Below are 23,266 nucleotides of genomic sequence, written 5' to 3'. Positions count from 1 at the left end.
TTGTTAAGATGGTATTCTTTTTATTCAAATTCAGAAGTAAAGAAAAGTTTTACACTTGGGTATTTGCTTTGTGTCATTTGAATGGTAAAGTCAGAATCGGCTAAAAATACCAATTGTCCGTATTTATCGTGTGCCAAAAATTTCTGTTTCACACGCTTAAATTCTTTAAACTCTTCGCTTTTTGCATCGTCTGGTTTTACCCAACATGCCTTGTGAACCGGAAAATTTTCATAGGTACATTTGGCACCGTATTCGTGTTCCAATCGGTATTGAATTACCTCGTATTGTAAGGCACCAACAGTTCCAATTACTTTTCGGTTGTTCATTTCTAACGTAAACAACTGTGCTACACCTTCGTCCATCAATTGGTCAACACCTTTTTCAAGTTGTTTAGCTTTCATTGGATCGGCATTGTTAATGTATCTAAAATGCTCTGGAGAGAAACTCGGAATTCCTTTAAAACTCATCACTTCACCTTCAGTCAGCGTATCGCCAATTTTGAAGTTACCCGTGTCGTGAAGCCCTACAATATCTCCAGGATAGGAAATGTCTACTATTTCTTTTTTCTCGGCGAAGAATGCATTGGGACTCGAAAATTTTAAGCTTTTGTTCAATCGAACGTGTAAGTAGGGTTTGTTTCGTTCAAAAGTTCCCGACACAATTTTGATAAAAGCCAATCGATCGCGGTGTTTCGGATCCATATTGGCATGAATTTTAAACACAAAACCAGAAAGTTTTTCTTCGCTTGGCTGGATTAATCGTGTGTCCGACTCTTTTGCTTTTGGCGAAGGAGCAATTTCTATAAAACAATCTAACAATTCGCGTACACCAAAGTTATTTAATGCCGAACCGAAAAATACCGGTTGCAGGTTTCCATCAAGGTATTCTTGACGGTCAAATTTGGGATATACTTCATCAATCAATTCTAGTTCTTCTCGAAGTTTTTCGGCTGGTTTTGCACCAATTAATTTGTCTAATTCGGGACTTTCTAAATCGGATATGGCAATGGTATCTTCAATGTTTTTACGGCTGTCACCGCTAAACAAGTTGATGTTTTGTTCCCACATGTTATAAATTCCTTGAAAATCGTATCCCATTCCGATTGGAAAACTTAATGGAGTCACGTGCAGTCCCATTTTTTTTTCTACTTCGTCCATCAAATCGAAAGCATCTTTACCTTCTCGGTCTAATTTATTGATGAAAACGATGATTGGAATTTTTCGCATGCGACACACCGATACTAGTTTTTCGGTTTGTTCCTCAACACCTTTGGCTACGTCGATTACCACAATAACACTGTCTACTGCCGTAAGCGTTCTAAAAGTATCTTCGGCAAAATCTTTGTGTCCAGGAGTATCCAGAATATTGATTTTCTTGTCTTTATAAATAAAGGCTAGAACTGAAGTTGCCACAGAAATTCCTCTTTGGCGTTCAATTTCCATAAAGTCACTCGTGGCACCTTTTTTTATTTTGTTATTTTTTACAGCACCAGCTTCTTGAATAGCACCACCAAAAAGAAGTAATTTCTCCGTTAAAGTTGTTTTTCCAGCATCGGGATGCGATATAATTCCGAATGTTCGTCTGCGTTCAATTTCTTTTAAAAAACTCATAATTTTAAATAATGGACTGCAAAAATACTATTTATAAACCAAATAACGAAGGTGAACTCCTTTTTCACAACCAAAAGCTTTTATTTTAGCTTTATGTACATACTGTTGCGCGATTTAATTTTGAACTTGTAACAAGAAATTAAGTAAAATATTTGGGGAAAAAGTTCTCTTTTTTTACAACACTTTGGTCAAGTCTTCGAGTTGAATTTCTAAAACTTTAAAATCTGTTAATAAAATTTTGTTAATAGTAATCCTTATACTTGTTTAATACCTTTGAATTGTTACTTTTGTTGATTGTAAATAAGTTAATTTAATACATTTTCACAACACATTTAGATTTATTTATTTTAGATTTAATAAAAACCGTTACTACCTATGAAGCAAATAGTTTTAGGATTTTTTTTAGCAGTTAGTTTGTTTTCGACCGCTCAAAAAAATTCCAAAGAAGTTCTTTTCAAAATAGACAATAAGCCTTACTATACCGATGAATTTATTAGGGTTTACAACAAAAATTTAGATTTGGTTAAAGACGAATCTCAAAAGGATTTGACTCAATATTTAGAATTATTTGTAGGCTATAAATTGAAAGTTACTAAAGCCAACAAGTTGGGATTGCAAAACAATTTGCAATATCAAAATGAGTTGAAAAGTTACCGTACTCAACTTGCTAAGAATTATACAACCGATTCTAAAGTAACTAAGGAATTAGTTGAAGAAGGTTACGAACGATTGAAAAAAGAAATCAACGCTTCCCATATATTGATTTTAGCGGATGAAAATGCTACACCACAAGATACTTTGGCAGCCTACAAAAAAATTGTAGAAATTCGTGAAAAAGTGTTGAAAGGTGAAGATTTTGGCACCTTGGCTCAGGAGTTTTCTCAAGATCCATCTGCTAAAGAAAATAAAGGTAACTTAGGTTATTTTACTAGTTTTAGGATGGTATATGCTTTTGAAAATGGGGCTTATCAAACACCAGTAGGACAAGTTTCTAAACCAATACGAACTCGATTTGGTTACCACTTAATAAAAGTGAATGACATTCGTGAAAATCGAGGCGAAATAGCGGTAGCCCACATTATGATTTTGAATCCTAAAGAGGGTGAAAGTAAAGATAAAGCTCAGAATACTATCGAAGACATTTATAAAAAATTGCAACAAGGTGAAAGTTTTGAAGAGTTGGCCAAGCAGTTTTCTGAAGATAAATCATCTTCTTCCAAAGGTGGCGTTTTAAATCGATTTGGTTCAGGTCAATTAAGTTCGGAAGAATTTGAAACAGTAGCCTTTTCGTTGTCGAAAGAAAATCCGATATCCAAGCCATTTCAATCGCAATTTGGATGGCATATTGTCAAGTTTATTGAGAAATTTCCAATCAAAACTTTAGATGAATCCAAATCAGAATTGGAGAATAAAATCAGTAAAGACGATCGTTCTCGTTTGATTGTAAATTCGTTAACGCAAAAACTTCGTAAAAAATATCCTGTAAAAACAGATAAAAAGCAATATGAAGTAGTTAAAAAACTAGTTACCAACGATTTTTATGAAAGTAAATTAGAGTTTCCTGTAGATACCAAAATCTATAATGGTAAGTTGGTTACTTTGGGTTCTAAAGTTCTTTCGGGAACCGATTTTTTAAACTACGTAAAAGCTCAAGAAAAATCAGGAATTGCAATTAAGCCGGTGACTAAATTAACAGACGTTCTGTACGAGAAGTTTATCGATGAGCAATTGAATGTTTATTATAATGACAATCTAGAAAACGAGTTTCCCGATTTTTCTGCCGTTATGGAAGAATACCGCGACGGATTACTTTTGTTCGATTTGATGGAAAGAGAAATCTGGCAACGTTCTAAAACAGATACATTGGGCTTGAAAACTTTTCATTTAGCGCACAAACAAAATTATCTTTGGAAACCAAGAGTTACTGCAATTGTTGCTTCTTCTACTAATGCCGATATGATTAAGAAAGCAATTGAAATGCTTAAAAAATCAGACGATGTACAAGCAATAAAAGATAAGTTGAATACCAAAGATGTGGTCAATATCATGATTAGCGAAGGTACGTATGAAGAAGGTGCCGATGCTTTGCCAAAAGGTACAAAATTTGAAGTAGGACTTTCGGATAGCACCAAAATTGGCGATTATTATTATGCTACCAAAGTTTTGAAAGTGATGCCTACCGGAGAAAAAACATTAGACGAGTGTCGTGGCAAAGCCATTAACGATTACCAACAATATTTGGAACAAAATTGGGTAGGAGAACTGAAAAAAGAGTTTGCAATATCAGTTAACGATGACGTTTTTCAGAAAGTAAAAAAACAATTAAAGAAATAATACATTATAATGACAAATTTAATAAATAAAGCCACAGTATTCGTAGCATTTTTATTCGCAGGATTTTGCATGCATGCGCAGGAAATTATCCAAGAAGCCAAAACATCTAAAGATTCTGTTAAAACCTTTAAAAGAATGAAAGTAGATGGCGTTATAGCCACAGTTGGTGACTTTAATGTTTTAGATTCGGATATTGATAAATCATTTTTAGAATTGTCTAGTCAAGGAAATTCTATTAAAGACATTACGCGTTGCCAAATGTTGGGTAAACTTCTTGAAGATAAGTTGTATGCACACCAAGCCATTCAGGATTCGGTAATTGTTAAAGATGAAGAAATAAAAGAGAAAATGGCGCAACAAATGGACTACATGGTAGAACAATTGGGCAGCATGGAAAAAGTGATTAAATATTTCAAGAAATCCAACGAAGACGATTTTAGAACCGAATTGTTCGAAATATTGAAACAGCAAAAACTTGCTGGCGAAATGCAACGTAAAATTGTAGATGGAATTACCATCACGCCAGAAGAGACACGAAATTTTTTCAAGAAAATTCCAGAAGCCGACCGACCAGTTTTTGGTGCTGAACTAGAAATTGCGCAAATAGTTGTAACACCCAAAATTACTCAGGAAGAAAAACAAAAGGTTATTGATAAATTAAATCTGATTCGTCAAGAAGTATTGGCTGGTGCCAGTTTTAAAACGCGTGCTGTAATCTACACTGACGATAAAGGATCGGTATCAACAGGAGGTTTTTATAAAATAAATAGAAAAACTGGCTTTGTAAAAGAATTCAAAGATGTAGCTTTTTCATTGCAAGAAGGAGAAATTTCAGAGCCATTTGAAACCGAATTTGGTTTTCATATCATCATGCTTGAGAAAATTAAAGGTCAAGATTTAGAATTAAGACACATCTTATTAATGCCTAAAGTATCTGATGCTTCATTAAAAGAAGCTAAAGAAAAAATTGAGCTAATCAAGAAGAAAGTAGAGAATAAAGAAATTACGTTTGCCGATGCTGCGCGTAATATGTCTGATGAAAAAGAAACTAGAGCTAACGGTGGTACTTTGATTAACCCTAAAACACAAGACACGCATTTTGAATTGACCAAAATGGATCCAGAATTATACAGTCAGGTTTCTAATTTAAAAGACAACGAAATATCAACGGTAATTTTGTCTGACGATCCAAGAGAAGGAAAGAAATTCAAAATTATCATGGTAACCAATCGTATTGATGAGCATACTGCCGATTACAGTAAAGATTACGCTAAAATTAAAGAATTGGCTTTGAAAGAAAAGCAGATTGAAGCCATTGCAAAATGGACTAATGAAAAGATTAAAGAAACGTATATCAAGATAAATGGTGATTACAGAAATTGCGAGTTTACCAATAAATGGGTGAAGAAGTAGTTTCTTGAATAGTAAATTGCTCCATAAAACCCACCAACCCAAAAACCTAATAGTCTAAAATTTATATTTAAAATGTCAGACGTAGCAGCGATACAAAATTTAGTTCAGAAGCGACTAGAACTTAAAAAAGAAATTTCTAAAATTATTGTAGGTCAAGACGATGTAGTTGATCAGATATTGTTGAGTATTTTTTCTGGCGGACATGCGTTGCTTGTTGGAGTTCCAGGTTTGGCCAAAACCTTGATGGTAAATACCATTTCACAAGCATTGGGATTGAATTTTAAGCGAATTCAGTTTACGCCCGATTTGATGCCTTCGGATATTTTAGGAAGTGAAATTCTGGACGAAAGTCGTCAATTTAAGTTTATAAAAGGTCCAATCTTTTCTAATATTATTTTGGCAGATGAGATTAACAGAACGCCGCCGAAAACGCAAGCCGCATTATTAGAAGCTATGCAAGAACGATCGGTAACCATTGCTGGTCAAAACTACAAATTGGATTTACCGTATTTTGTTTTAGCTACACAAAACCCAATTGAGCAAGAAGGAACTTATCCGTTACCAGAAGCGCAATTAGACCGTTTTATGTTTGCCATAAAATTAGATTATCCCACTTTTGCAGAAGAAGTTGAGGTTGTAAAAAGTACCACTTCTGACGCTAAACCGACAATAAATCCGTTGTTTTCTGCACAAGAAATTATCGATTTTCAACATTTAATTCGCCGCATTCCTGTAGCGGATAATGTAATCGAATACGCAGTCACTTTAGTTGGGAAAACGCGTCCGAAAAGTCCGTTAGCTACCGAGTATGTGAACAATTATTTAGATTGGGGTGCTGGACCAAGAGCATCACAAAATTTAATCTTAGCCGCCAAAGCAAATGCTGCGTTCAACGGAAAATTCTCTCCAGATATTGAAGATGTCAAAGCCGTTGCAACGGGAATATTAAGACACCGAATCATCAAGAATTACAAAGCCGATGCCGAAGGAATTACCGAAGAGGTAATTATTAGTAAGCTGATGTAAACAATAATTTCAAAATTATATAAACCTAACTCGTGTTGCACCTGTTAGGTTTTTTTATTTCATCATACTAGTTTCATTTATCAACCGTATGGGTTTATTGTAAATTAGTTTCATAAACATCACTTCAACGAAAGAGGTATATTTTTTATCGCCACATTCATACCACCAATAAGAAACGTAGTTCACATTATTTTTCTCCATAACATTGTACCAAACTTTCTCCTTGTTTATCAATATTTCTTTGGACTCGATAATTTTATAGCCGTCGCCAGTCCAACAAATTAAAGGTTTATGTGATGGTGTTTTTATGTAAATGAGTGTATGTGGTGTTTGAATTTTGAAAACCTCATTGTCAATCCATTGTCCTGATGCAATGTTATACTTTGGATTTAAATTTTCAAGAAGTGTGTCGCTCCTTTCATTTTTCATTTGTAAACTAGTCACAAAAATTATAAAATAAATAACAAAGATTGTGGTGATTTTTGAAGGTTTTTTGGTTGTTACAATCACATCGTTTTTCGGTTTAAAAAATCGAATCAAAAGCAACATGGGTATAACTTGATACACAATAAAGCACATTAAACCAACGGAGTGATGTAGCATATTTTCTTTCGTGCAATTCAGTAAAATCAAACTAATAATTCTAAAGTAATTGGATAAAATATTTAGTATAATTACAATCATGCAAAAGAATATTATTTGAAATATTCCAAAATATTTTTGTTGCTTTTTTTCTTCTAATGTTAATAAAACGGCACCAATAAGCAAACCAGTTTTAAACATTGACAATCCCATACAGGCAGTATCAATTGCTATTTTTGATCCGTTAATGAAGAAATTTACACCTTCAATTTTATCAATTGTTATAAAGTTTCTTAAGGTTAGATAAACTGTATTGCATAGAGATTGCTTAATTTCGGTAGTTAAATGCTCGAAAAATTTATTAAATAAAGAAGAAAATAGCAAAATACAGATAAAAGCAATAAACGAAAACTTTTTTGTAAAATGGTAGTAAATCAAACAGATGAATAGTAATAACGAAAGAAAATGAAGCGATTTAGTATGCAATCTAAAACTAACAAATTCAAATAGCAATAGTAACGGTATAAGGAAATAGTTTACATTAAAACTTGTTTTTCTTCCACCAATAAAAAATAATAGTGCCGAGATAATTATCCCAAAAAAGTCGCTTTCAATTCCAAAATTAACAATGTTGTAGTTCATTGCCAATAATAAAATCAAACAAATAGTAAATAACAACTTACAATTTTGGGATAAAATTTTCATTTATGCTACCTTTTTTTGGCTCTTTTTGTAATAAATGCTAATTAGGACAAATGCAATTATGATCATTGCCCATTCTTGCGGTTCTGGAACTGCTCCATCATTGTTTATTGATGCATTTCCTAGTGTGTTTACATTCTTTTCAATGCCATTTTTTTCATAATCTTCATCGGTTTCTAAAACAAGTAAGGAGGAAATTGGTGTCACAATATTCGCGTCTTTTGCTAAATCAACATATTTATTATTTGCCAAACTATCAGCTTGAATTTTCACTTGTTCTTCTAGAACTTTACCAAAAGTATACATTCTGTAAATATGATTGGAACCATTACTGATAGACGTTTTTTCTGAAGGATTTTCATGAATTGAAATGTTTGATGGTTCGATGTTTACCACATTTTCGAATGATTTATAGGAAGTAAATTTATTGTCGGCAATAAGTTTAATACAAGTTTTTAAATCAGTTTTGCTATATTCTACATAGTGTTGCTCTTTAATAGTTTGCCAAAACGGATTAATTTCTTCAGAAATATTGATTACTTTGATGTGTCTTTGTTTCGTTCGGGTTTTAATTTTTTTTAAATAATCTGACGTTTCAAGTTCTTCAAAATTGGCTGAAAACGATTCACATTTGGTTACAACCAAACAATTTTCGGTTAATTTATAAAGTGGTACTAAAGAATACTGTAAATTTTCAAATTGAGATTGTATTTCCTTATAGTTACTCAAATTTATTGCTGCTTTCTGATTATTGAAATAGGTATAGTAGTTATTCTTGTCATTGTTTAAAATACTTTTAATTTCTTCTAAAGTCCAACTGCTATTCAAATCAAGTACAATTTCGCTTGCATCAAATGAAGTAGTTTCTCGTTCAATTTCAGTGATGTTATAGACTTTATTTTTCCAAACAAATGACTTCGACAGGAATTGATTGTTATTTGGTATCTTCGCTTCCCATTCCTCTAAACCAGTAGATTCGTTGATATAAAAGTTGTTTTTTAGTTCAAATTTTTTGTCCGATTCAAATTTAGAATTCCCAACCATTTGAAGTCTAGAAATCGTTTCCGCTGCATTGATATTTGGACCCTTTATATCCAAACTTCGGTATTTCAGTTGGTTGTTTTCAACTTGTAATGGAGTTGTAAATCCGCATTTAAAAGTTCTAGGTAATTCATAACTAATAGGAAAAACTCGAACTACAACTTTATTACCTTCTTTCCATTGCATTAGTGATGGATCTCGGGCTTCTACACCTACAATTTGTTTGTATGCTTTTGCTGCTTTTTCTTTGGTAGTTAATACGCCTTTTCGTTCTACGCCATTTACCCAAAGTGAAAGTGATGTTGCCACAGAACCTTCGGGTAATTGAAAGGAGTAAATAGCTTCTTTTTGTCCCCATGAATTTTTATCGCAAGCAATATCCATAGTGATTTCGGTATAAGCCAATCGCTCATCAGCATATATTTTTATGTCTTCCTTGATGTTTTTTGTAAACAAATCATTTCCGCTCCAAAGTTGTTCTTCGGTTTCTAATCGTTTATCAAAATTGGACTGTAAAATTGCAATTCGATCATCAACACTCAGATTCAGATCTTTTGAAAGCAGTAGCCCAATATTTATAATTGGATTGTGTGTTTTTCTTTCATTATATTGCTTATTTCCAAAAGAATTCAATCCTCTAAACTCAAAAAAATCATTGGAGCAGATGTAGACAATGTCTTTTTTTAATAGTATTTCATTGAAGAAATTGGGTTTTAAATTCTGAGAAATCTTTATGTAAGTAGGCAAATCGTCATTATTTTCAAATGACTTTGTAACAGAGTTTTCTCCAATTTTTTTGCTTTCGTGGTTCAACAGAAATACAAAAATTATCATTCCAACAAAAACTGATGTTATACCAGCCAAGAAATAGTTGCTATTTACTCTATTATTTAGTACTAATTTAACCAACGTTGTGGTATGAATTATAGAAACTATAACAGGAACTAAACCATAAAATCCCATGCCAATTGCTAAAATCCCGATAAACGATATCGGCAGATAAGGCAGTAGATATAAGGTATAGTATACTATTAGTAAATAGGTAACTCCATTTATAAAATACGAAACTGGTGTGTAGATTTTATGCTTGTAATTGCTGTATATTAGAAAATTGGTGAGGCAAAAAGCAAAGGTTGCAACATAAACCCATACTGGTAGATTTTCGAAAATATTAATAAAGACGTTGGTACAGAAGCAACCAATAAACCAATTTAAAATTAGAAATGGAATTAAGTGATTGTACTTTTCTCTGTTTTTCAAAATTTTAAAACACAGTATAACGCCATATAAGAATTCGAAAAAGATGCTTAGAAAACATAATGTTTCTAATTGCTCTAGTTCAAAATTAATGCCTATGAGCGCAATTGTGAACAACACAAAACTTATAAATGTTACTGTTAAACTGATTTTTACTCCAATTGTAGTAGAGTAATCTTTTAGAGAGTGAATGATTTCTTTCATAATTGTAGTTTAATTTTAAAAGTACTTTGAAATACAAAGTTAAATTAATAATTCAAACCACAATGTTTTTTGAGATTTATTTTTATTTATACTAAAAAAATATTTTGCTCGTTAGTTATGAAAACTGTTACATCATGAAAAAACAATTATTTTTTCTTCCGGAAATTTTTATTAGTGCAGTATCAATGTATTGGTTTTTAGAGAATTATAGGAGTTCGGGTCATGTCAATTATTTTGCCATAGTTGTTTTTGTAATTGCAGCACTTCAAATTTTTCTAAAGAATAAAATAATAGGAGTTGTACTAGGCTCTATCCTTTTCCTTTTTGGATTGTATATGATTTTGGCCGTTCTATCTGAGTTTAATAAATTTACAACCCTAGATTCTGCTGCAATTCAATTAATTTCTGTTGGCTTTTTGATCTGTTTTGTTTTAATCACTTCTTCTATTGGGCTATTTTATAAAGCACTTTCTAAAACATTCTAAGTTTTCTATATCGTTATAGTAAAATCACCTTGAACTGCGGTTTTTATCAAATAAAATTGGGTTTTTGCTCTAATTTAGAAACGTTCTTTGCAGGTGTGCATTTTGCTAAATTTCGAATATGATAAAAAAAAGTTTTTAAATTAACAATTAATCAAAATTTTTACTAAAATTTGATTTTTATATACAAATAAGTAGTCATATTGGTGATTTGGCGATAATAATCTTTTGAAATATAGGATTTATTAAATATTTTTTAATTGTCATTAATTTCATTAAATTTGCATTGCAAATAAATAAACCTATAATATTATGGCTTTTGATATCGAAATGATTAAAAAAGTGTATGGTACAATGGCAGAGCGTGTCGATAAAGCACGTGAGTTGGTTGGTCGTCCGTTAACACTTTCTGAAAAGATTTTATATTCACATTTATGGGAAGGTACGCCTTCACAAGCTTTTTCTAGAGGAAAAGATTATGTTGATTTTGCTCCAGATAGAGTAGCATGTCAAGATGCGACGGCGCAAATGGCATTGTTACAATTTATGCATGCTGGTAAGAAAACAGTTGCAGTTCCAACAACAGTTCACTGCGATCACTTAATACAAGCTAAAGTAGGAGCAACTACCGATTTGGCTGTGGCCAATTCACAGTCTAAAGAAGTTTTTGATTTCCTTTCTTCAGTTTCTAATAAATACGGAATTGGTTTTTGGAAACCAGGTTCTGGAATTATTCACCAAATTGTTTTAGAGAATTACGCATTTCCTGGTGGAATGATGATTGGTACCGATTCACATACTGTAAATGCAGGTGGTTTGGGTATGTTGGCAATTGGTGTTGGTGGTGCTGATGCAGTAGATGTGATGTCTGGAATGTCTTGGGAATTGAAATTTCCAAAACTAATAGGAGTTAAATTGACAGGAAAATTAAACGGTTGGTCTGCTCCAAAAGATGTAATTCTGAAAGTTGCTGATATACTTACTGTAAAAGGTGGAACTGGTGCCATTGTAGAATATTTTGGAGAAGGCGCTATCAATATGTCTTGTACAGGAAAAGGAACCATTTGTAATATGGGTGCTGAAATTGGAGCTACTACGTCAACTTTTGGTTACGATGATTCGATGAGAAGATATTTAGCGGCAACAGACCGTCAAGATATTGTTGATGCTGCAGATAAAGTTGCCAAATACTTAACTGGTGATGACGAAGTTTACGAAAATCCAGAGCAGTATTTTGATCAAGTTATCGAGATTAATTTATCGGAATTAGAACCGCATATTAACGGACCATTTACTCCAGATAGAGGAACTCCAGTTTCTAAAATGAAAGAAGAAGCAGCTAAAAACGGTTGGCCTTTAAAAGTAGAATGGGGTTTAATTGGTTCATGTACCAACTCATCTTACGAAGATATGGCACGTGCTGCATCAATTGTAGAACAAGCTGTGGCTCACGGAATTACTCCTAAAGCAGAATTCGGAATCAATCCAGGTTCTGAGCAAATTCGTTATACTATCGAACGTGACGGAATTATCGCTACGTTTGAAAAAATGGGAACTAAAGTATTTACCAATGCTTGCGGACCATGTATCGGACAATGGGATAGAGCTGGCGCTGATAAAGAAGAAAAAAATACTATCGTACACTCGTTTAACCGAAATTTCTCGAAACGTGCCGATGGAAATCCAAATACTCATGCTTTTGTAACTTCTCCAGAAATGGTAGCAGCATTAGCAATTTCGGGTGATTTATCGTTCAACCCAATTACCGATACGTTATTAAATGATAATGGCGAAGCTGTGAAATTACACCCGCCAACTGGTGACGAACTTCCAAAAAGAGGTTTTGATGTGGAAGATGCAGGTTTTCAAGCGCCAGCTGCAGATGGAAGTAATGTTGTTGTAGCGGTTTCTGAAACTTCAGATCGTTTGCAACTGTTAGCTCCATTTGATGCTTGGGATGGAAAAAATATTACGGGTGCTAAATTGCTTATCAAAGCTTTTGGAAAATGTACTACAGATCATATTTCTATGGCTGGACCATGGTTGCGTTTCCGTGGTCATTTAGATAATATTTCTAATAATATGTTAATTGGAGCTGTAAATGCTTACAACCAAGAAGCCAATAAAGTTAAAAATCAACTTACAGGAGAATATGCTGCTGTTCCTGCAGTTGCAAGAGCGTATAAAGCTGCTGGTGTTCCAAGTATTGTGGTAGGTGATCAAAACTACGGTGAAGGTTCGTCTAGAGAGCATGCTGCAATGGAACCACGTTTCCTTGGAGTTAAAGCGGTATTGGTAAAATCATTCGCACGTATTCATGAAACCAATTTGAAAAAACAAGGTATGCTTGCTTTGACATTTGCTAATGAAGCTGATTATGATACCATTCAAGAAGATGATACCATTAATTTCTTAGACTTAACAGAATTTGCTCCAGGAAAACCATTGTCATTAGAATTTGTTCATGCTGATGGTTCGAAAGACATCATTTTAGCTAATCATACGTACAACGAAAGTCAAATCGGTTGGTATGTTGCTGGTTCAGCTTTAAATTTGATTGCTGCTGCAGACAATGCTTAAATCGAATTATAATTTCTAAAAAAAACGCTCAATGTAAATTGAGCGTTTTTTTTGTTGAAAAGTATTTTTATCGTACTTGATGTATTGTGAAATAAGTATCTTCTTTAGAACCTAAAATACCTAGACTTCCTAATGTACTGTTCATGTTAAATGTTATGGTGTCTCCAACAAGTAAAGTGGTGAGCGTTCTAATACTTCTTACAGGTGGTGTTGCATTTATTGAAAGAATGGCTATGTTAGCAAAAGCATCTCTGCAAATTATAGTGCCATTTTTTAGGATAGCCACGCCTAAGTCGGTGGCGACTCCTACCGAAGCACTGGATTTGATGTGAACATTGATTTCGTATATACCGTCTTGTGTAGCGGTAAAAGTTGAAGTTGTAGTGTCAAATTCATTATTAGTATCAAATTCTTCGTAATCGAATGGTATTTTTCTTGTGCCAGAAGTTAAAGTTAGACTGACATCGCTTGGACTAACAAATGCACCTTTTATGAAAGTTTTAAAATGACTTTCAATAACTTGTTTGGAGGACACTCGCATCACATTTCCAACGTTGTTTGAGACCAAAATAGAGTCTTTTGATGCCGTTGTATTACTGTTTTGAGAAACAGTACGAATTCTCAAATTCCCATTAACATCTAAGGATGCAGTTGGGCTTAAAGTTCCCACACCTACTTGGCTAAAAAACGGAGTAAGGTAGAACATGAAATAAATTAGGGTAACTTTTTTCATGATTATTTTGTTTAGAGTTTAGACTTAAATTTACTAAAAACAAAATAAATAATCAGACGAAAGGTGTTAAAAACTAGATAAAATGCATTAATTAGCGTTAAAAATATAAATTTCTTACAATTTTAACTACAACGATTTCGTGTAAACTTCGGTAATTCCTGAATTCCATTCCACCGTGTTATAATAAAAGTCAATAGAAGTGAGATGACCTTTTTGAGTGATGTAACACAATCCTTTTACTTTGGCTTTAGTACCATCTACAACCAAGCTTTCTCCACTATTAATAGCATTGTTTTTGAATAACGAATAAATTTTCTCAGCTATTTCTTCTTTGATGGCAACTTTGGAATTAAAAGTATTAATAATGATTGTTTCAGCATTATTTTTAACAATAAGTTCCATACCATTGTGGCCAAACTTGTAGGTAACAGGATCTTTTTTTTCTTGACTAAATAGCACTTGACTTGCTAAAAGCAAGAATAATAGGGGTTTTAACATAGTAGGGAATATGTTGATTTGTAAGTAAGAAGCTAATATATAAAATTAATTTAATTATCAATTGGTTTTGTTGTTGTTTTTTTGCGAAATATAAATTATTGAAAAAAGGGTTCAACTTTAATTAAAAAGTCAAACCCCAATATATTTAATTTATGCACTTTTAGGAAAGTGTCACTATTTATTAAAGTTCTTTATGTATATTAAATTATAAACAACGTTGTTAGTATCTTTTAATTTAACATCTACATTTGCTTATTAGAGTTCTCATTTTCTAATTTTTCTAATTGCTTTTCGTAAAACTTAATTTTTAGAAGTAAGTATAATTTTAAAATTTTATATACTTTGAAAAGAAAATAAATAAAAAAAATTAAAATAAAGGTTGGTATTAAGCCCGTTAGGGTTTCAATAATATTTCTCATAATTAATCTGTTAGGTTAGTTACATAGGTACAATAAATTACACCTATAATTCTGATGAAAATAAAGTTAGAATTAGTAAAATAATTTTTGTTTTCATATCATTAAGTTTGTTTATTACCTAAATAAAACTCCGCAAAGTGTAGTTTTATTTGCGGAGTTTTTAGTAAAGTTTTAAACTAAAGATTATTATAAATTTATAAAAAAACTTTTTTACAATCTTCTAATCTGTAATCTCCATTTATTTCGTAGAATCATTCTTTAATAATTTTTTAATTATTGTAAATATTATGATTAAAAAAATTATCCACATAAAAATTTTAATAAAGGATAGTTTTGAAATTAATAGAATGACTTTCATAATTTAAAATTTAATGTTGTTTAATCTAAGCCTTTGTCAGGAGCCTTTGCATAGCATTTCATATGAATACTTTGCGGAGCTTGATATATTAATTTAAATAATCAAAACGACATGTATCGCAATCTATAAAAACATCTTTCCACTCTGCTTCTAATATTAAATACATTCCGTTAAAAGTTGAGGTAACTATATAGATATCGAAAATGGTATTTGGGTTTAAAAGTTGATTATTTGGAATCTGCATTTTATTCATAAAATAATCTATATTTCCAAATTTTATTTTCTTAAATTCATCCTCGTTGATTTCAGATATTTTAGAATCTTTTTTTAATAAAAAAAATAAGTGTCCGAAAACAAAAGAACCCATTTGATAGCTATGTTTGAATTTTGCAAGTTTTTTATTTCTGCCATCTCTAAATGGACTAAATTGACATGTATCAATTTTTCCTTGTACATGTAATATATATAACTTTTCCTTCTCTTGCGAAAAGGAAAAATTACAAACTAATAATACTATTATTATTCTTATTAATTGCATAATTGATTAGCATTTGCTGCAATATAATTCGCTATTGCGTTATTAATATCTGTTTGTGTAGATGGTAGAAGTATAGACCAAGCATAAACAGTATTGTCATTAAGACCTCTCCATGCTAGTGATGTATAAAACGCATCAGGAATGCCAGTAACTGATATACCTGTTGCATATTCTTGCGTTACTCTTGCAATTGCTCTTCTAAACTTCTCAGCCATATAATTATGAGACCAATCATTTCTTGTCCTAATATATTCAGCAAGTTCACTATATTGACTATTTTCTAATGCATTGATCATTAAATTAATGTCATAAACGAAAGTTCCATTATTTATTGCTACTATAATTCTTCTAAAAAACTCCGCATGAAGCACTTCGTGAGTTATTGTTTGCGCTAAAAGTAAATTTGGCTGGTAAGTAATACCATTTTGACATGTAGTAGTAGTACAACTATTTAAAGTGATAGTAATTATATTATTTGAATCTGGTTCAGAAGTTTCAGCTCTAACATTATCAGGTAATACGGCAGTTTTTAATTTAATAAAAGCTATTGGGGTTCCTATTTCAAAAGGTTCCAATGATTTATTGAATGCATTTATAGTTCTCAATTTCTCATAAACACACATAATTTTTGGATTATTAACAAAAGTAGAATCAAGAATTACTTTATTATCAAAATCAACTTCGCCACCATTACATTGCGCATTAGAAGCCTCTTTAGCAAATGCTTCGATCGCTGCATCGGTAGCACTTTGGTTAGGATCTGTGAATTCGTTATTTAAAAAGGTATTTAATTTATCTTTAAAAGTCTGAGGACTATTCTCATAACATTCTGAATAAAGCGGATTACTAGGATTCTTTAATTTTTTCATAAATTTTAATTACAAGGCGTTCCTAGTGGACTTTGATCTCAAGCTATGCAAAGTCTGGAGACTTTGCATAGCATAGGTTTTTTAATTAATTTTTAAGCTAATTTATTTTTCTAGATACCTAAAAGTTAAATTATTATGTTGCTTGACTACTTCGATTTCAATGTTTTCACTAATAAAGTATAATATTAATCGGTCAGAACTTAGTTTTTTTATTTCAAATACATTTTTGCTAATAATATTGTCAGTTGCTTTTATTGTTTTTATTTCGAGGTTTTTATGCAATATTTTATTAAACTCACAATAACTATTACTAGATATATAAATTATTTTTTTATCATACAAATTTAATGTTTTTATAAACTCAGCATTAGTAAAACAGTCTTGAATTAAAGTGCAGTTTGGCGTTTTTTCTTGTGGTAAAAAGAAGAAAAGAATTATCGATATTATTATAGATTTCATATTATTAAGTTTTTTTGATAAGAACTGTTCCTGCATTATTAATCCAAATAGATTCACCATAGGTGGCTTGTTCAAATAGCAATCCTTCTTCACTTGGTTGATCAACACCATCTACAAAATCTCCCAAATGCACATATTCATGTAAAATTGTAACGCCAAGTAAAAATGACAATGAATCAACTTGTGAGGCATTGTTTGATGATTCAATTAGATTTACTATATCAATATCAACATATAATACATTTGGATTCGAAGAGTCAAAAAGACCGTATGTTTCGTCATCACAAGTATCACAGAAATCGTCAAGTTGTACGACTTGAATCGTAGGCCCAACACCCCATTGTAAATCATTTATTATTGTTGCTTGTGGTAATTCAGAATACTGAACAAGTTTACTAATAATAAATGAGTTATTTCTTAATTGCGGAATTTTATTCTTAATATATTCGGTAAATCTTGGGTATAAATTTTCATAATTACTATTATCAGGAAACTTAAAATATGGAGTTAAATTAACAATTGAATTATTTATGTTTGAGTTTATTAATTGGCTTATGACTAATGTACTACCATTAAACAAATTATTGTTTATTAAAAATTGACTAATTGTCGTTTGTATAATATTGTTTTGACTATTGTACCAAGCTTGTTGTTGTGGACTTAAAGAGCGAATTATATTTTTAATTTGTGTATAGGTTGGATCACTACCTATCGGTGACAAAGTTATTCCACCATTAGCACTTGCGCCAGTGTTTCCATTATTATTAGAGCTTGGACCAGCAGGATTGCTTGAGGTATCTCCACCACCGCCACTGTTTAAGGTGCCAGTCAAACATACATATCCCGGATCGACATAAATATAATTAGTACTACAAGTATTTGATTCCATGCAAAATGCTGTTGCAACATGTGGCTCAGTAGGCGTACAGCCGCTATTGTGTTGAAAACACATAATAGTCATTGATGTAAAACAAGGATTATTAGAATTAGCCATAAATGTTTTGCCGTCAATAACCAAATCTGTTGATTGGGTGTCAGTTATATTCATCCTGTAAGTTTCCAATTCAGGTAAATATTTTGCTGGCTCAGATGTTGTATATTTAAAAATTGCTGCGGTAGTTTCCTCATCATCAATTTTCATAACAAGATTTTCAAATTTCAAAGGATCAACTTCACCTTCTCTTTTTATTAAAATAGTGTAATACAAAATTCCATTTTGATCAGTAATAATTTTTATTGGTTCGTCTTCCACAATAGTAAAATCATATTGATCTTCCAGCGCTGTTCTTGCAGACTGTTTATTTGCAATTTTGCTTTTTGTTTTTGCCAGTTTTTGGAAAGCATCATTAAAGATTGGAATTTTCAACAATTCGTCAAGTGATTTTTGTTTTAAATTAATTTTTGGGCGCTCGTTACGTAAATTATCTTCATACAGTTCTTTTTCACATCCTGTGAAGGCAATTAAAACCAATACAAGTATTGATCTGATTAAATAATTTAATTTAATTTTTTGTTCATAAGGTTGATTGTAAATTGGTTACTATTTGTTTTGTAATACAATGATACACAAAAGTTTAATATAAATATATTTTTTTATATAAAAAAAATCCGTTCATCAACGACAAACGGATTTTAGAATCTGAATTAATAATTTACTAGTAGTAAGAATAACGTCTTACCTTGGCAATATATTTTGCTAATCGAATAACTTGATGACTGTAACCGTATTCGTTATCATACCAAACATAGAGCACAATATTTTTACCATCGGCCGAAACAATAGTAGCATTGCTATCATAAATTGATGGTGCTGATGTTCCTACAATGTCGGATGAAACCAATTCGTTGTTCAACGAATATTTTATTTGTTCTACCAATTCGCCCTCCAAAGCATATTGCTTCATGATGGCATTTACTTCTTCAACTGAAGTTTCTTTATCAACTTCTAAATTTAAAACTACAAGAGAACCATTTGGAACTGGAACACGAATAGCATTGGACGTTAATTTTCCAGCCAAACTTGGTAATGCTTTGGCAACGGCACTTCCTGCACCAGTTTCGGTAATAACCATATTCAATGCAGCAGCGCGACCACGACGGTATTTTTTGTGCATGTTGTCAACCAGGTTTTGGTCATTAGTATAAGCGTGAATGGTTTCTAGATGCCCTTTTACGACTCCAAGTGTATCTTCAACGGCTTTCAAAATAGGAGTGATAGCATTCGTTGTACAAGAAGCAGCCGAGAAAATGGCAACTTCATCTGGATTAAAATCGTTGTGGTTCACACCGTGAACAATATTAGGAATACCTTTTCCTGGTGCGGTAAGCAAAACTTTAGCAACTCCTTTAGAAACTAAATGGCGTTGTAATGCTTCTTCTGTTGTAAATGCTCCAGTATTGTCGATTACAAGCGCTTCTTCGATTCCGTATTGTGTATAATCAATTTCTTCAGGTGAATTGGCCGTAATAATGTGAACTGTTGTTCCATTAATTATCAAGGCATTGTTTTCGACATCAGCGGTTACCGAACCTTCAAAATCGCCGTGAATTGAATCGTAGCGAAGTAATGAAGCTCTTTTTTCTAAAGTGGAAGCATCATTTTTGTCACGAGTTACAATAGCACGAAGTCGGAGTTGTTGTCCTTTTCCAATCTTACTCATCATTTCGCGCGCCAATAATCTACCAATTCTACCAAACCCATAAAGTACTACATCTTTAGGTTTGATGTTTTGAAACGACTTAGCATTCTTTAATTTATCAATTACAAAAGCTCGGGCATCGTGGTATTTATTGTCTTCCAAATGATATTCATAAGTAAGTTTTCCAATATCAATTCGGGCTGGTGGTAAATCTAAATTCAGAATCGCTCTTGCAATTTCAACCGAATCAAAAACATTTATAGGTTTTCCAACAAATTCGCCAGCGTATTCGTGCAAGTTGATGATGTCGCTTACGTTTCGATCGATCAATTGATTTCTAAAAAGTACCAATTCTATGGATTTGTCGTACCATAAGTCGCTAATGATTTTGATAAATTCAACTCCAGCTTTTCTTCTGTCTGCCTGAAAAGAGAGTTCTTTTTCGTATAAAGTGTTGTGATTCATAAGAAAAGAAATTATTTTTTTGTGTTTTTAAACCTGATGTTGTTCAGATTTTTTTGTTTTCGGTGCAAAAGTAATCAACTATAACGTTTTCGTGAAATATTTTCCATCTTTTTTTATAAATTGTTTAACAGCACAATTTTATTCATAAAAAAGCCATTCTAAATTTCTTCAGAATGGCTACAATTATTTTTAAGTTGTTCTTTTAAATAATAATTCGAATCAATTGACCTGACATGGTTACAATTTGTAAACTTATTCCTTTTTGTGCATCTTTGTTATTAACTAATGTTGAAACAACTTCAACGTCTGATGCGTTTTCATTATCAATTTTTAAAATTACGCTACCAATAAGTTCGTCTTCATAAGGTTTTAATCGTTCATTATTTATGGCATTGATTTTTACTCCTGCATCAATTCTAAACCTTTTTTTGTCATTTGCATTTATATTTTCAATTTCCAAACCTCTCAATTCTGTTGTCGCAAGATCATTTTTAACTAATGTAACTGGAACAACTTGCGTTTTTCCGTTTCTTATGTATGTTACATTTACTTTGTCATTTGGACGTTTGGTACTAATGTAAGCGCTCAGTTCTGAAAACGAATTGATGGTTTGATTGTCTAATTTTACAATCACATCGCCTTTAGCAATGCCCGCTTTTTCAGCTCCAGAATTTTTATTGATGTTTCTTACATATACACCTTCGGTTTGTTTTACGCCAAGTTCTTTAGACATTGGTCCGTTTAATTCGGTTACTTCAACGCCAAGAATTCCTCGTTGTACGTTACCAAATTCCATTAAATCTTCAATTATTTTTCTTGTGATGTTGCTTGGTACTGCAAATGAATATCCAGTATAACTTCCAGTTGGAGACGAAATCATGGTGTTAATTCCGATTAGTTGCCCACTTGTATTGACTAATGCACCACCAGAATTCCCGGGATTTACAGCCGCATCGGTTTGAATAAACGATTGGATTCCTTTGGTATCTAAATTTCTTGCTTTCGCCGAAACGATACCTGCCGTAACAGTCGAATTTAGATTATAAGGATTACCAACTGCTAAAACCCATTCACCCACTTTAACCTGATCGGAATCGGCAAAAGAAGAAAACGGTAATTTTTCATCGGCATCAATTTTTAATAATGCAATATCCATTTTAGAATCGGTTCCAATCAGTTTGGCTTTGTATACTTTTTTGTTGTTTAAAGTTACTTCCAGTTCAGACGCATCTTTTATAACATGGTTGTTGGTTACAATATAGCCGTCTTGCGAAATGATTACACCGCTTCCTGTACCAATTTGTTCTTGTTGTTGGCCGCCACGAGAACCATAAATGAATTCCATGATTGGATTGTAAACCGTTCTAACCGAAACATTTTTTACGTGTACGACAGTGTGTACCGCATTTTCAGCTGCAGTAGTAAAATCTACATTTTCAGCACCCAATCCAACGGTTCTGTTAGCATAATTTGGTGCTTGTGTAACAATTGAATTTCCTTGCGCATCTTTTTCAATAAATAATTTATAAGCACCAAGTGTTGTCGCACCGCTTAACAAAGACACTAAAAATAAACTTGATAATCTTTTCATTTTATTAATTGTTTTAAATGATTTAACATCAAAATTAAGAATTTATTATTTTTCAAAAATCAGTTTAACGCTCGTTTAACAGACTTTAACTTCCCATTAATATTTGTAACTTTGTAACATACAAATATAAAAATGCAAGTTAAATTTTACAAATATCAAGGAACAGGAAATGACTTTGTGATGATTGATAATCGTCAAAATTTCTTTCCAAAAAACGATACCAAACTAATAGAACGTCTCTGCGACCGACGTTTTGGTATTGGTGCTGACGGATTAATTTTATTAGAAAATGACAATTCGACAGACTTGTCTAACGAGAAGGTAGATTTTAGAATGGTTTATTACAATTCTGACGGAAATGAAAGTTCGATGTGTGGCAATGGAGGTCGTTGTTTAGTAGCTTTTGCTCAAAATTTGAATGTAATAGCTGGTTCTACAACATTTATTGCTACAGATGGTTTGCATCACGCAAGTATCGATACAAATGGCATTGTTTCGCTTCAAATGAAAGATGTAGACGCGATAAAAATTAATTCTGAATACACCTTTTTAAATACTGGATCGCCACATCATGTAACTTTAGTGGAAGATTTAGAAAATTATGATGTAAAAAATAATGGTGCCGAAATACGCTATTCTGAATTGTACGGAAAAGTTGGAAGTAATGTGAATTTTGTAAAACAAATATCCGAAAATCATTTTGCATTACGAACGTACGAGCGTGGTGTAGAAGACGAAACTTTATCGTGTGGAACTGGTGCAACAGCTGCAGCAATTGCTATGTATGCAACAGGAAAAACTAGCGCCACTGCAATTGATTTAGACGTTCAAGGCGGAAAGTTAAAAGTAACGTTTGATAAAGTTGCAGATGGTTATCAGCATGTTTTTTTAATTGGTCCAGCAACTTTTGTATTTGAAGGAGAGATAGAGATATGACAACATTACTCGGAGAAAAAATATACTTACGCGCATTAGAACCAGAAGATTTGGACTTTATCTATACGATAGAGAACGACGAATCCATCTGGCACGTGAGCAATACGCAAACACCTTACAGCAAATTTTTAATTCGGCAGTACCTCGAAAATACGCATCAGGATATTTTTGAAGCCAAGCAATTGCGTCTTGCCATTTGTAAGAATGAGACTTCTGAAACTATTGGTTTAATTGATTTATTCGATTTTGATCCAAGAAATAATCGAGCAGGAATTGGCATTGTAATTCACAAAGAAACCGATAGAAATAACGGACTTGGTAAAGAAGCACTGCAATTATTGCTTAATTTCAGTTTTAATCAATTGCAATTGCACCAACTTTATGCAAATATTGGTACAACTAATGAAGCAAGTATTCAGCTTTTTACTACTTTTGGATTTCAAAAGATAGGCGTCAAAAAAGACTGGATTTTAATACACAATCAGTATCAAGACGAAGCCATTTTTCAATTAATCAATCACCAACATTAA

At 32.3% G+C, this 23,266-nt stretch carries 18 protein-coding genes; 7 read left to right on the top strand and 11 right to left on the bottom strand.

Annotated features, from left to right (window positions below):
* Window positions 1-20: 20 nt before the first annotated feature.
* Entirely contained in the window at window positions 21-1,610 is a 1,590-nt protein-coding gene (locus ACZ098_RS03355; protein WP_487310319.1) for a peptide chain release factor 3, read from the bottom strand.
* Between the two features lie 375 nt (window positions 1,611-1,985).
* Here ACZ098_RS03355 and ACZ098_RS03350 point away from each other — a divergent pair, with 375 nt between their 5' ends.
* From ACZ098_RS03350 to ACZ098_RS03340, 3 genes are all read left to right on the top strand, one after another.
* Entirely contained in the window at window positions 1,986-3,944 is a 1,959-nt protein-coding gene (locus ACZ098_RS03350; protein WP_487310318.1) for a peptidylprolyl isomerase, read from the top strand.
* A gap of 9 nt (window positions 3,945-3,953) precedes the next feature.
* Window positions 3,954-5,357: a peptidylprolyl isomerase gene (locus tag ACZ098_RS03345; protein ID WP_487310317.1), complete on the top strand. Its 1,404-nt coding sequence runs from the start codon at window positions 3,954-3,956 to the stop codon at window positions 5,355-5,357.
* Window positions 5,358-5,429: 72 nt separating this feature from the next.
* Window positions 5,430-6,383 carry an AAA family ATPase gene (locus tag ACZ098_RS03340; RefSeq protein ID WP_487310316.1) on the top strand — a complete coding sequence of 318 codons (954 nt, stop codon included), beginning with the start codon at window positions 5,430-5,432 and terminating at the stop codon, window positions 6,381-6,383.
* 54 nt (window positions 6,384-6,437) lie between these two features.
* Here the strand turns inward: ACZ098_RS03340 and xrtN are convergent, their stop codons facing one another.
* Both xrtN and ACZ098_RS03330 read right to left on the bottom strand, forming a co-directional pair.
* Window positions 6,438-7,670 (bottom strand): exosortase N, encoded by a 1,233-nt coding sequence (gene xrtN, locus ACZ098_RS03335; protein ID WP_487310315.1) that lies wholly within the window; start codon window positions 7,668-7,670, stop codon window positions 6,438-6,440.
* Window positions 7,671-10,169, bottom strand: coding sequence for an XrtN system VIT domain-containing protein (locus tag ACZ098_RS03330; protein ID WP_487310314.1), 2,499 nt, complete (start codon window positions 10,167-10,169; stop codon window positions 7,671-7,673).
* A gap of 134 nt (window positions 10,170-10,303) precedes the next feature.
* Between ACZ098_RS03330 and ACZ098_RS03325 the strand changes: the two genes are divergently transcribed.
* On the top strand, window positions 10,304-10,654 hold the full coding sequence (locus ACZ098_RS03325; protein WP_487310313.1) for a hypothetical protein: 351 nt from the start codon (window positions 10,304-10,306) through the stop codon (window positions 10,652-10,654).
* A gap of 309 nt (window positions 10,655-10,963) precedes the next feature.
* A complete protein-coding gene (locus ACZ098_RS03320) occupies window positions 10,964-13,231 on the top strand; it encodes an aconitate hydratase (protein WP_487310312.1) in 2,268 nt (755 codons plus the stop codon).
* Window positions 13,232-13,298: 67 nt separating this feature from the next.
* Here ACZ098_RS03320 and ACZ098_RS03315 read toward each other — a convergent pair whose 3' ends face one another.
* The 8 genes from ACZ098_RS03315 to ACZ098_RS03280 all read right to left on the bottom strand — a co-directional run bounded on the left by ACZ098_RS03315 (window position 13,299) and on the right by ACZ098_RS03280 (window position 21,800).
* On the bottom strand, window positions 13,299-13,964 hold the full coding sequence (locus ACZ098_RS03315; protein WP_487310311.1) for a hypothetical protein: 666 nt from the start codon (window positions 13,962-13,964) through the stop codon (window positions 13,299-13,301).
* 126 nt (window positions 13,965-14,090) lie between these two features.
* Complete coding sequence (locus ACZ098_RS03310; protein WP_487310310.1) at window positions 14,091-14,462, bottom strand: hypothetical protein; 372 nt, start codon at window positions 14,460-14,462, stop codon at window positions 14,091-14,093.
* 865 nt (window positions 14,463-15,327) lie between these two features.
* Window positions 15,328-15,777 carry a hypothetical protein gene (locus ACZ098_RS03305; protein ID WP_487310309.1) on the bottom strand — a complete coding sequence of 150 codons (450 nt, stop codon included), beginning with the start codon at window positions 15,775-15,777 and terminating at the stop codon, window positions 15,328-15,330.
* On the bottom strand, window positions 15,768-16,646 hold the full coding sequence (locus tag ACZ098_RS03300) for a hypothetical protein (protein ID WP_487310308.1): 879 nt from the start codon (window positions 16,644-16,646) through the stop codon (window positions 15,768-15,770). The genes ACZ098_RS03305 and ACZ098_RS03300 overlap by 10 nt, the downstream gene beginning before the upstream one ends.
* 102 nt (window positions 16,647-16,748) lie before the next feature.
* Window positions 16,749-17,105, bottom strand: coding sequence for a hypothetical protein (locus ACZ098_RS03295; RefSeq protein ID WP_487310307.1), 357 nt, complete (start codon window positions 17,103-17,105; stop codon window positions 16,749-16,751).
* A gap of 4 nt (window positions 17,106-17,109) precedes the next feature.
* Window positions 17,110-18,576, bottom strand: a complete 1,467-nt coding sequence (locus ACZ098_RS03290) for a hypothetical protein (RefSeq protein WP_487310306.1) — start codon at window positions 18,574-18,576, stop codon at window positions 17,110-17,112.
* 184 nt (window positions 18,577-18,760) lie between these two features.
* Complete coding sequence (locus tag ACZ098_RS03285; protein WP_487310305.1) at window positions 18,761-20,209, bottom strand: glyceraldehyde-3-phosphate dehydrogenase; 1,449 nt, start codon at window positions 20,207-20,209, stop codon at window positions 18,761-18,763.
* A gap of 202 nt (window positions 20,210-20,411) precedes the next feature.
* Window positions 20,412-21,800 (bottom strand): S1C family serine protease, encoded by a 1,389-nt coding sequence (locus tag ACZ098_RS03280; protein ID WP_487310304.1) that lies wholly within the window; start codon window positions 21,798-21,800, stop codon window positions 20,412-20,414.
* A gap of 132 nt (window positions 21,801-21,932) precedes the next feature.
* Here ACZ098_RS03280 and dapF point away from each other — a divergent pair, with 132 nt between their 5' ends.
* Together dapF and ACZ098_RS03270 are read left to right on the top strand one after the other, a co-directional pair.
* Entirely contained in the window at window positions 21,933-22,736 is an 804-nt protein-coding gene (gene dapF, locus ACZ098_RS03275) for a diaminopimelate epimerase (protein ID WP_487310303.1), read from the top strand.
* Entirely contained in the window at window positions 22,733-23,266 is a 534-nt protein-coding gene (locus ACZ098_RS03270) for a GNAT family N-acetyltransferase (protein ID WP_487310302.1), read from the top strand. Before dapF ends, ACZ098_RS03270 begins: the two co-directional genes overlap by 4 nt.

This window comes from Flavobacterium sp. SP2 (assembly GCF_057626655.1).
The sequence above is the reverse complement of the archived record's forward strand: the minus strand, read 5'-3'. Positions and strand labels throughout refer to the sequence as shown.

Coding starts and splice junctions, on each gene's coding strand:
- ACZ098_RS03300 (WP_487310308.1), bottom strand. CDS start 16,646: ATGAAAAAATTAAAGAATCCTAGTAATCCGCTTTATTCAGAATGTTAT.
- ACZ098_RS03325 (WP_487310313.1), top strand. CDS start 10,304: ATGAAAAAACAATTATTTTTTCTTCCGGAAATTTTTATTAGTGCAGTA.
- ACZ098_RS03345 (WP_487310317.1), top strand. CDS start 3,954: ATGACAAATTTAATAAATAAAGCCACAGTATTCGTAGCATTTTTATTC.
- xrtN (WP_487310315.1), bottom strand. CDS start 7,670: ATGAAAATTTTATCCCAAAATTGTAAGTTGTTATTTACTATTTGTTTG.
- ACZ098_RS03310 (WP_487310310.1), bottom strand. CDS start 14,462: ATGTTAAAACCCCTATTATTCTTGCTTTTAGCAAGTCAAGTGCTATTT.
- ACZ098_RS03280 (WP_487310304.1), bottom strand. CDS start 21,800: ATGAAAAGATTATCAAGTTTATTTTTAGTGTCTTTGTTAAGCGGTGCG.
- ACZ098_RS03355 (WP_487310319.1), bottom strand. CDS start 1,610: ATGAGTTTTTTAAAAGAAATTGAACGCAGACGAACATTCGGAATTATA.
- ACZ098_RS03285 (WP_487310305.1), bottom strand. CDS start 20,209: ATGAATCACAACACTTTATACGAAAAAGAACTCTCTTTTCAGGCAGAC.
- ACZ098_RS03330 (WP_487310314.1), bottom strand. CDS start 10,169: ATGAAAGAAATCATTCACTCTCTAAAAGATTACTCTACTACAATTGGA.
- ACZ098_RS03295 (WP_487310307.1), bottom strand. CDS start 17,105: ATGAAATCTATAATAATATCGATAATTCTTTTCTTCTTTTTACCACAA.
- ACZ098_RS03305 (WP_487310309.1), bottom strand. CDS start 15,777: ATGCAATTAATAAGAATAATAATAGTATTATTAGTTTGTAATTTTTCC.
- ACZ098_RS03315 (WP_487310311.1), bottom strand. CDS start 13,964: ATGAAAAAAGTTACCCTAATTTATTTCATGTTCTACCTTACTCCGTTT.
- ACZ098_RS03340 (WP_487310316.1), top strand. CDS start 5,430: ATGTCAGACGTAGCAGCGATACAAAATTTAGTTCAGAAGCGACTAGAA.
- ACZ098_RS03350 (WP_487310318.1), top strand. CDS start 1,986: ATGAAGCAAATAGTTTTAGGATTTTTTTTAGCAGTTAGTTTGTTTTCG.
- dapF (WP_487310303.1), top strand. CDS start 21,933: ATGCAAGTTAAATTTTACAAATATCAAGGAACAGGAAATGACTTTGTG.
- ACZ098_RS03270 (WP_487310302.1), top strand. CDS start 22,733: ATGACAACATTACTCGGAGAAAAAATATACTTACGCGCATTAGAACCA.
- ACZ098_RS03320 (WP_487310312.1), top strand. CDS start 10,964: ATGGCTTTTGATATCGAAATGATTAAAAAAGTGTATGGTACAATGGCA.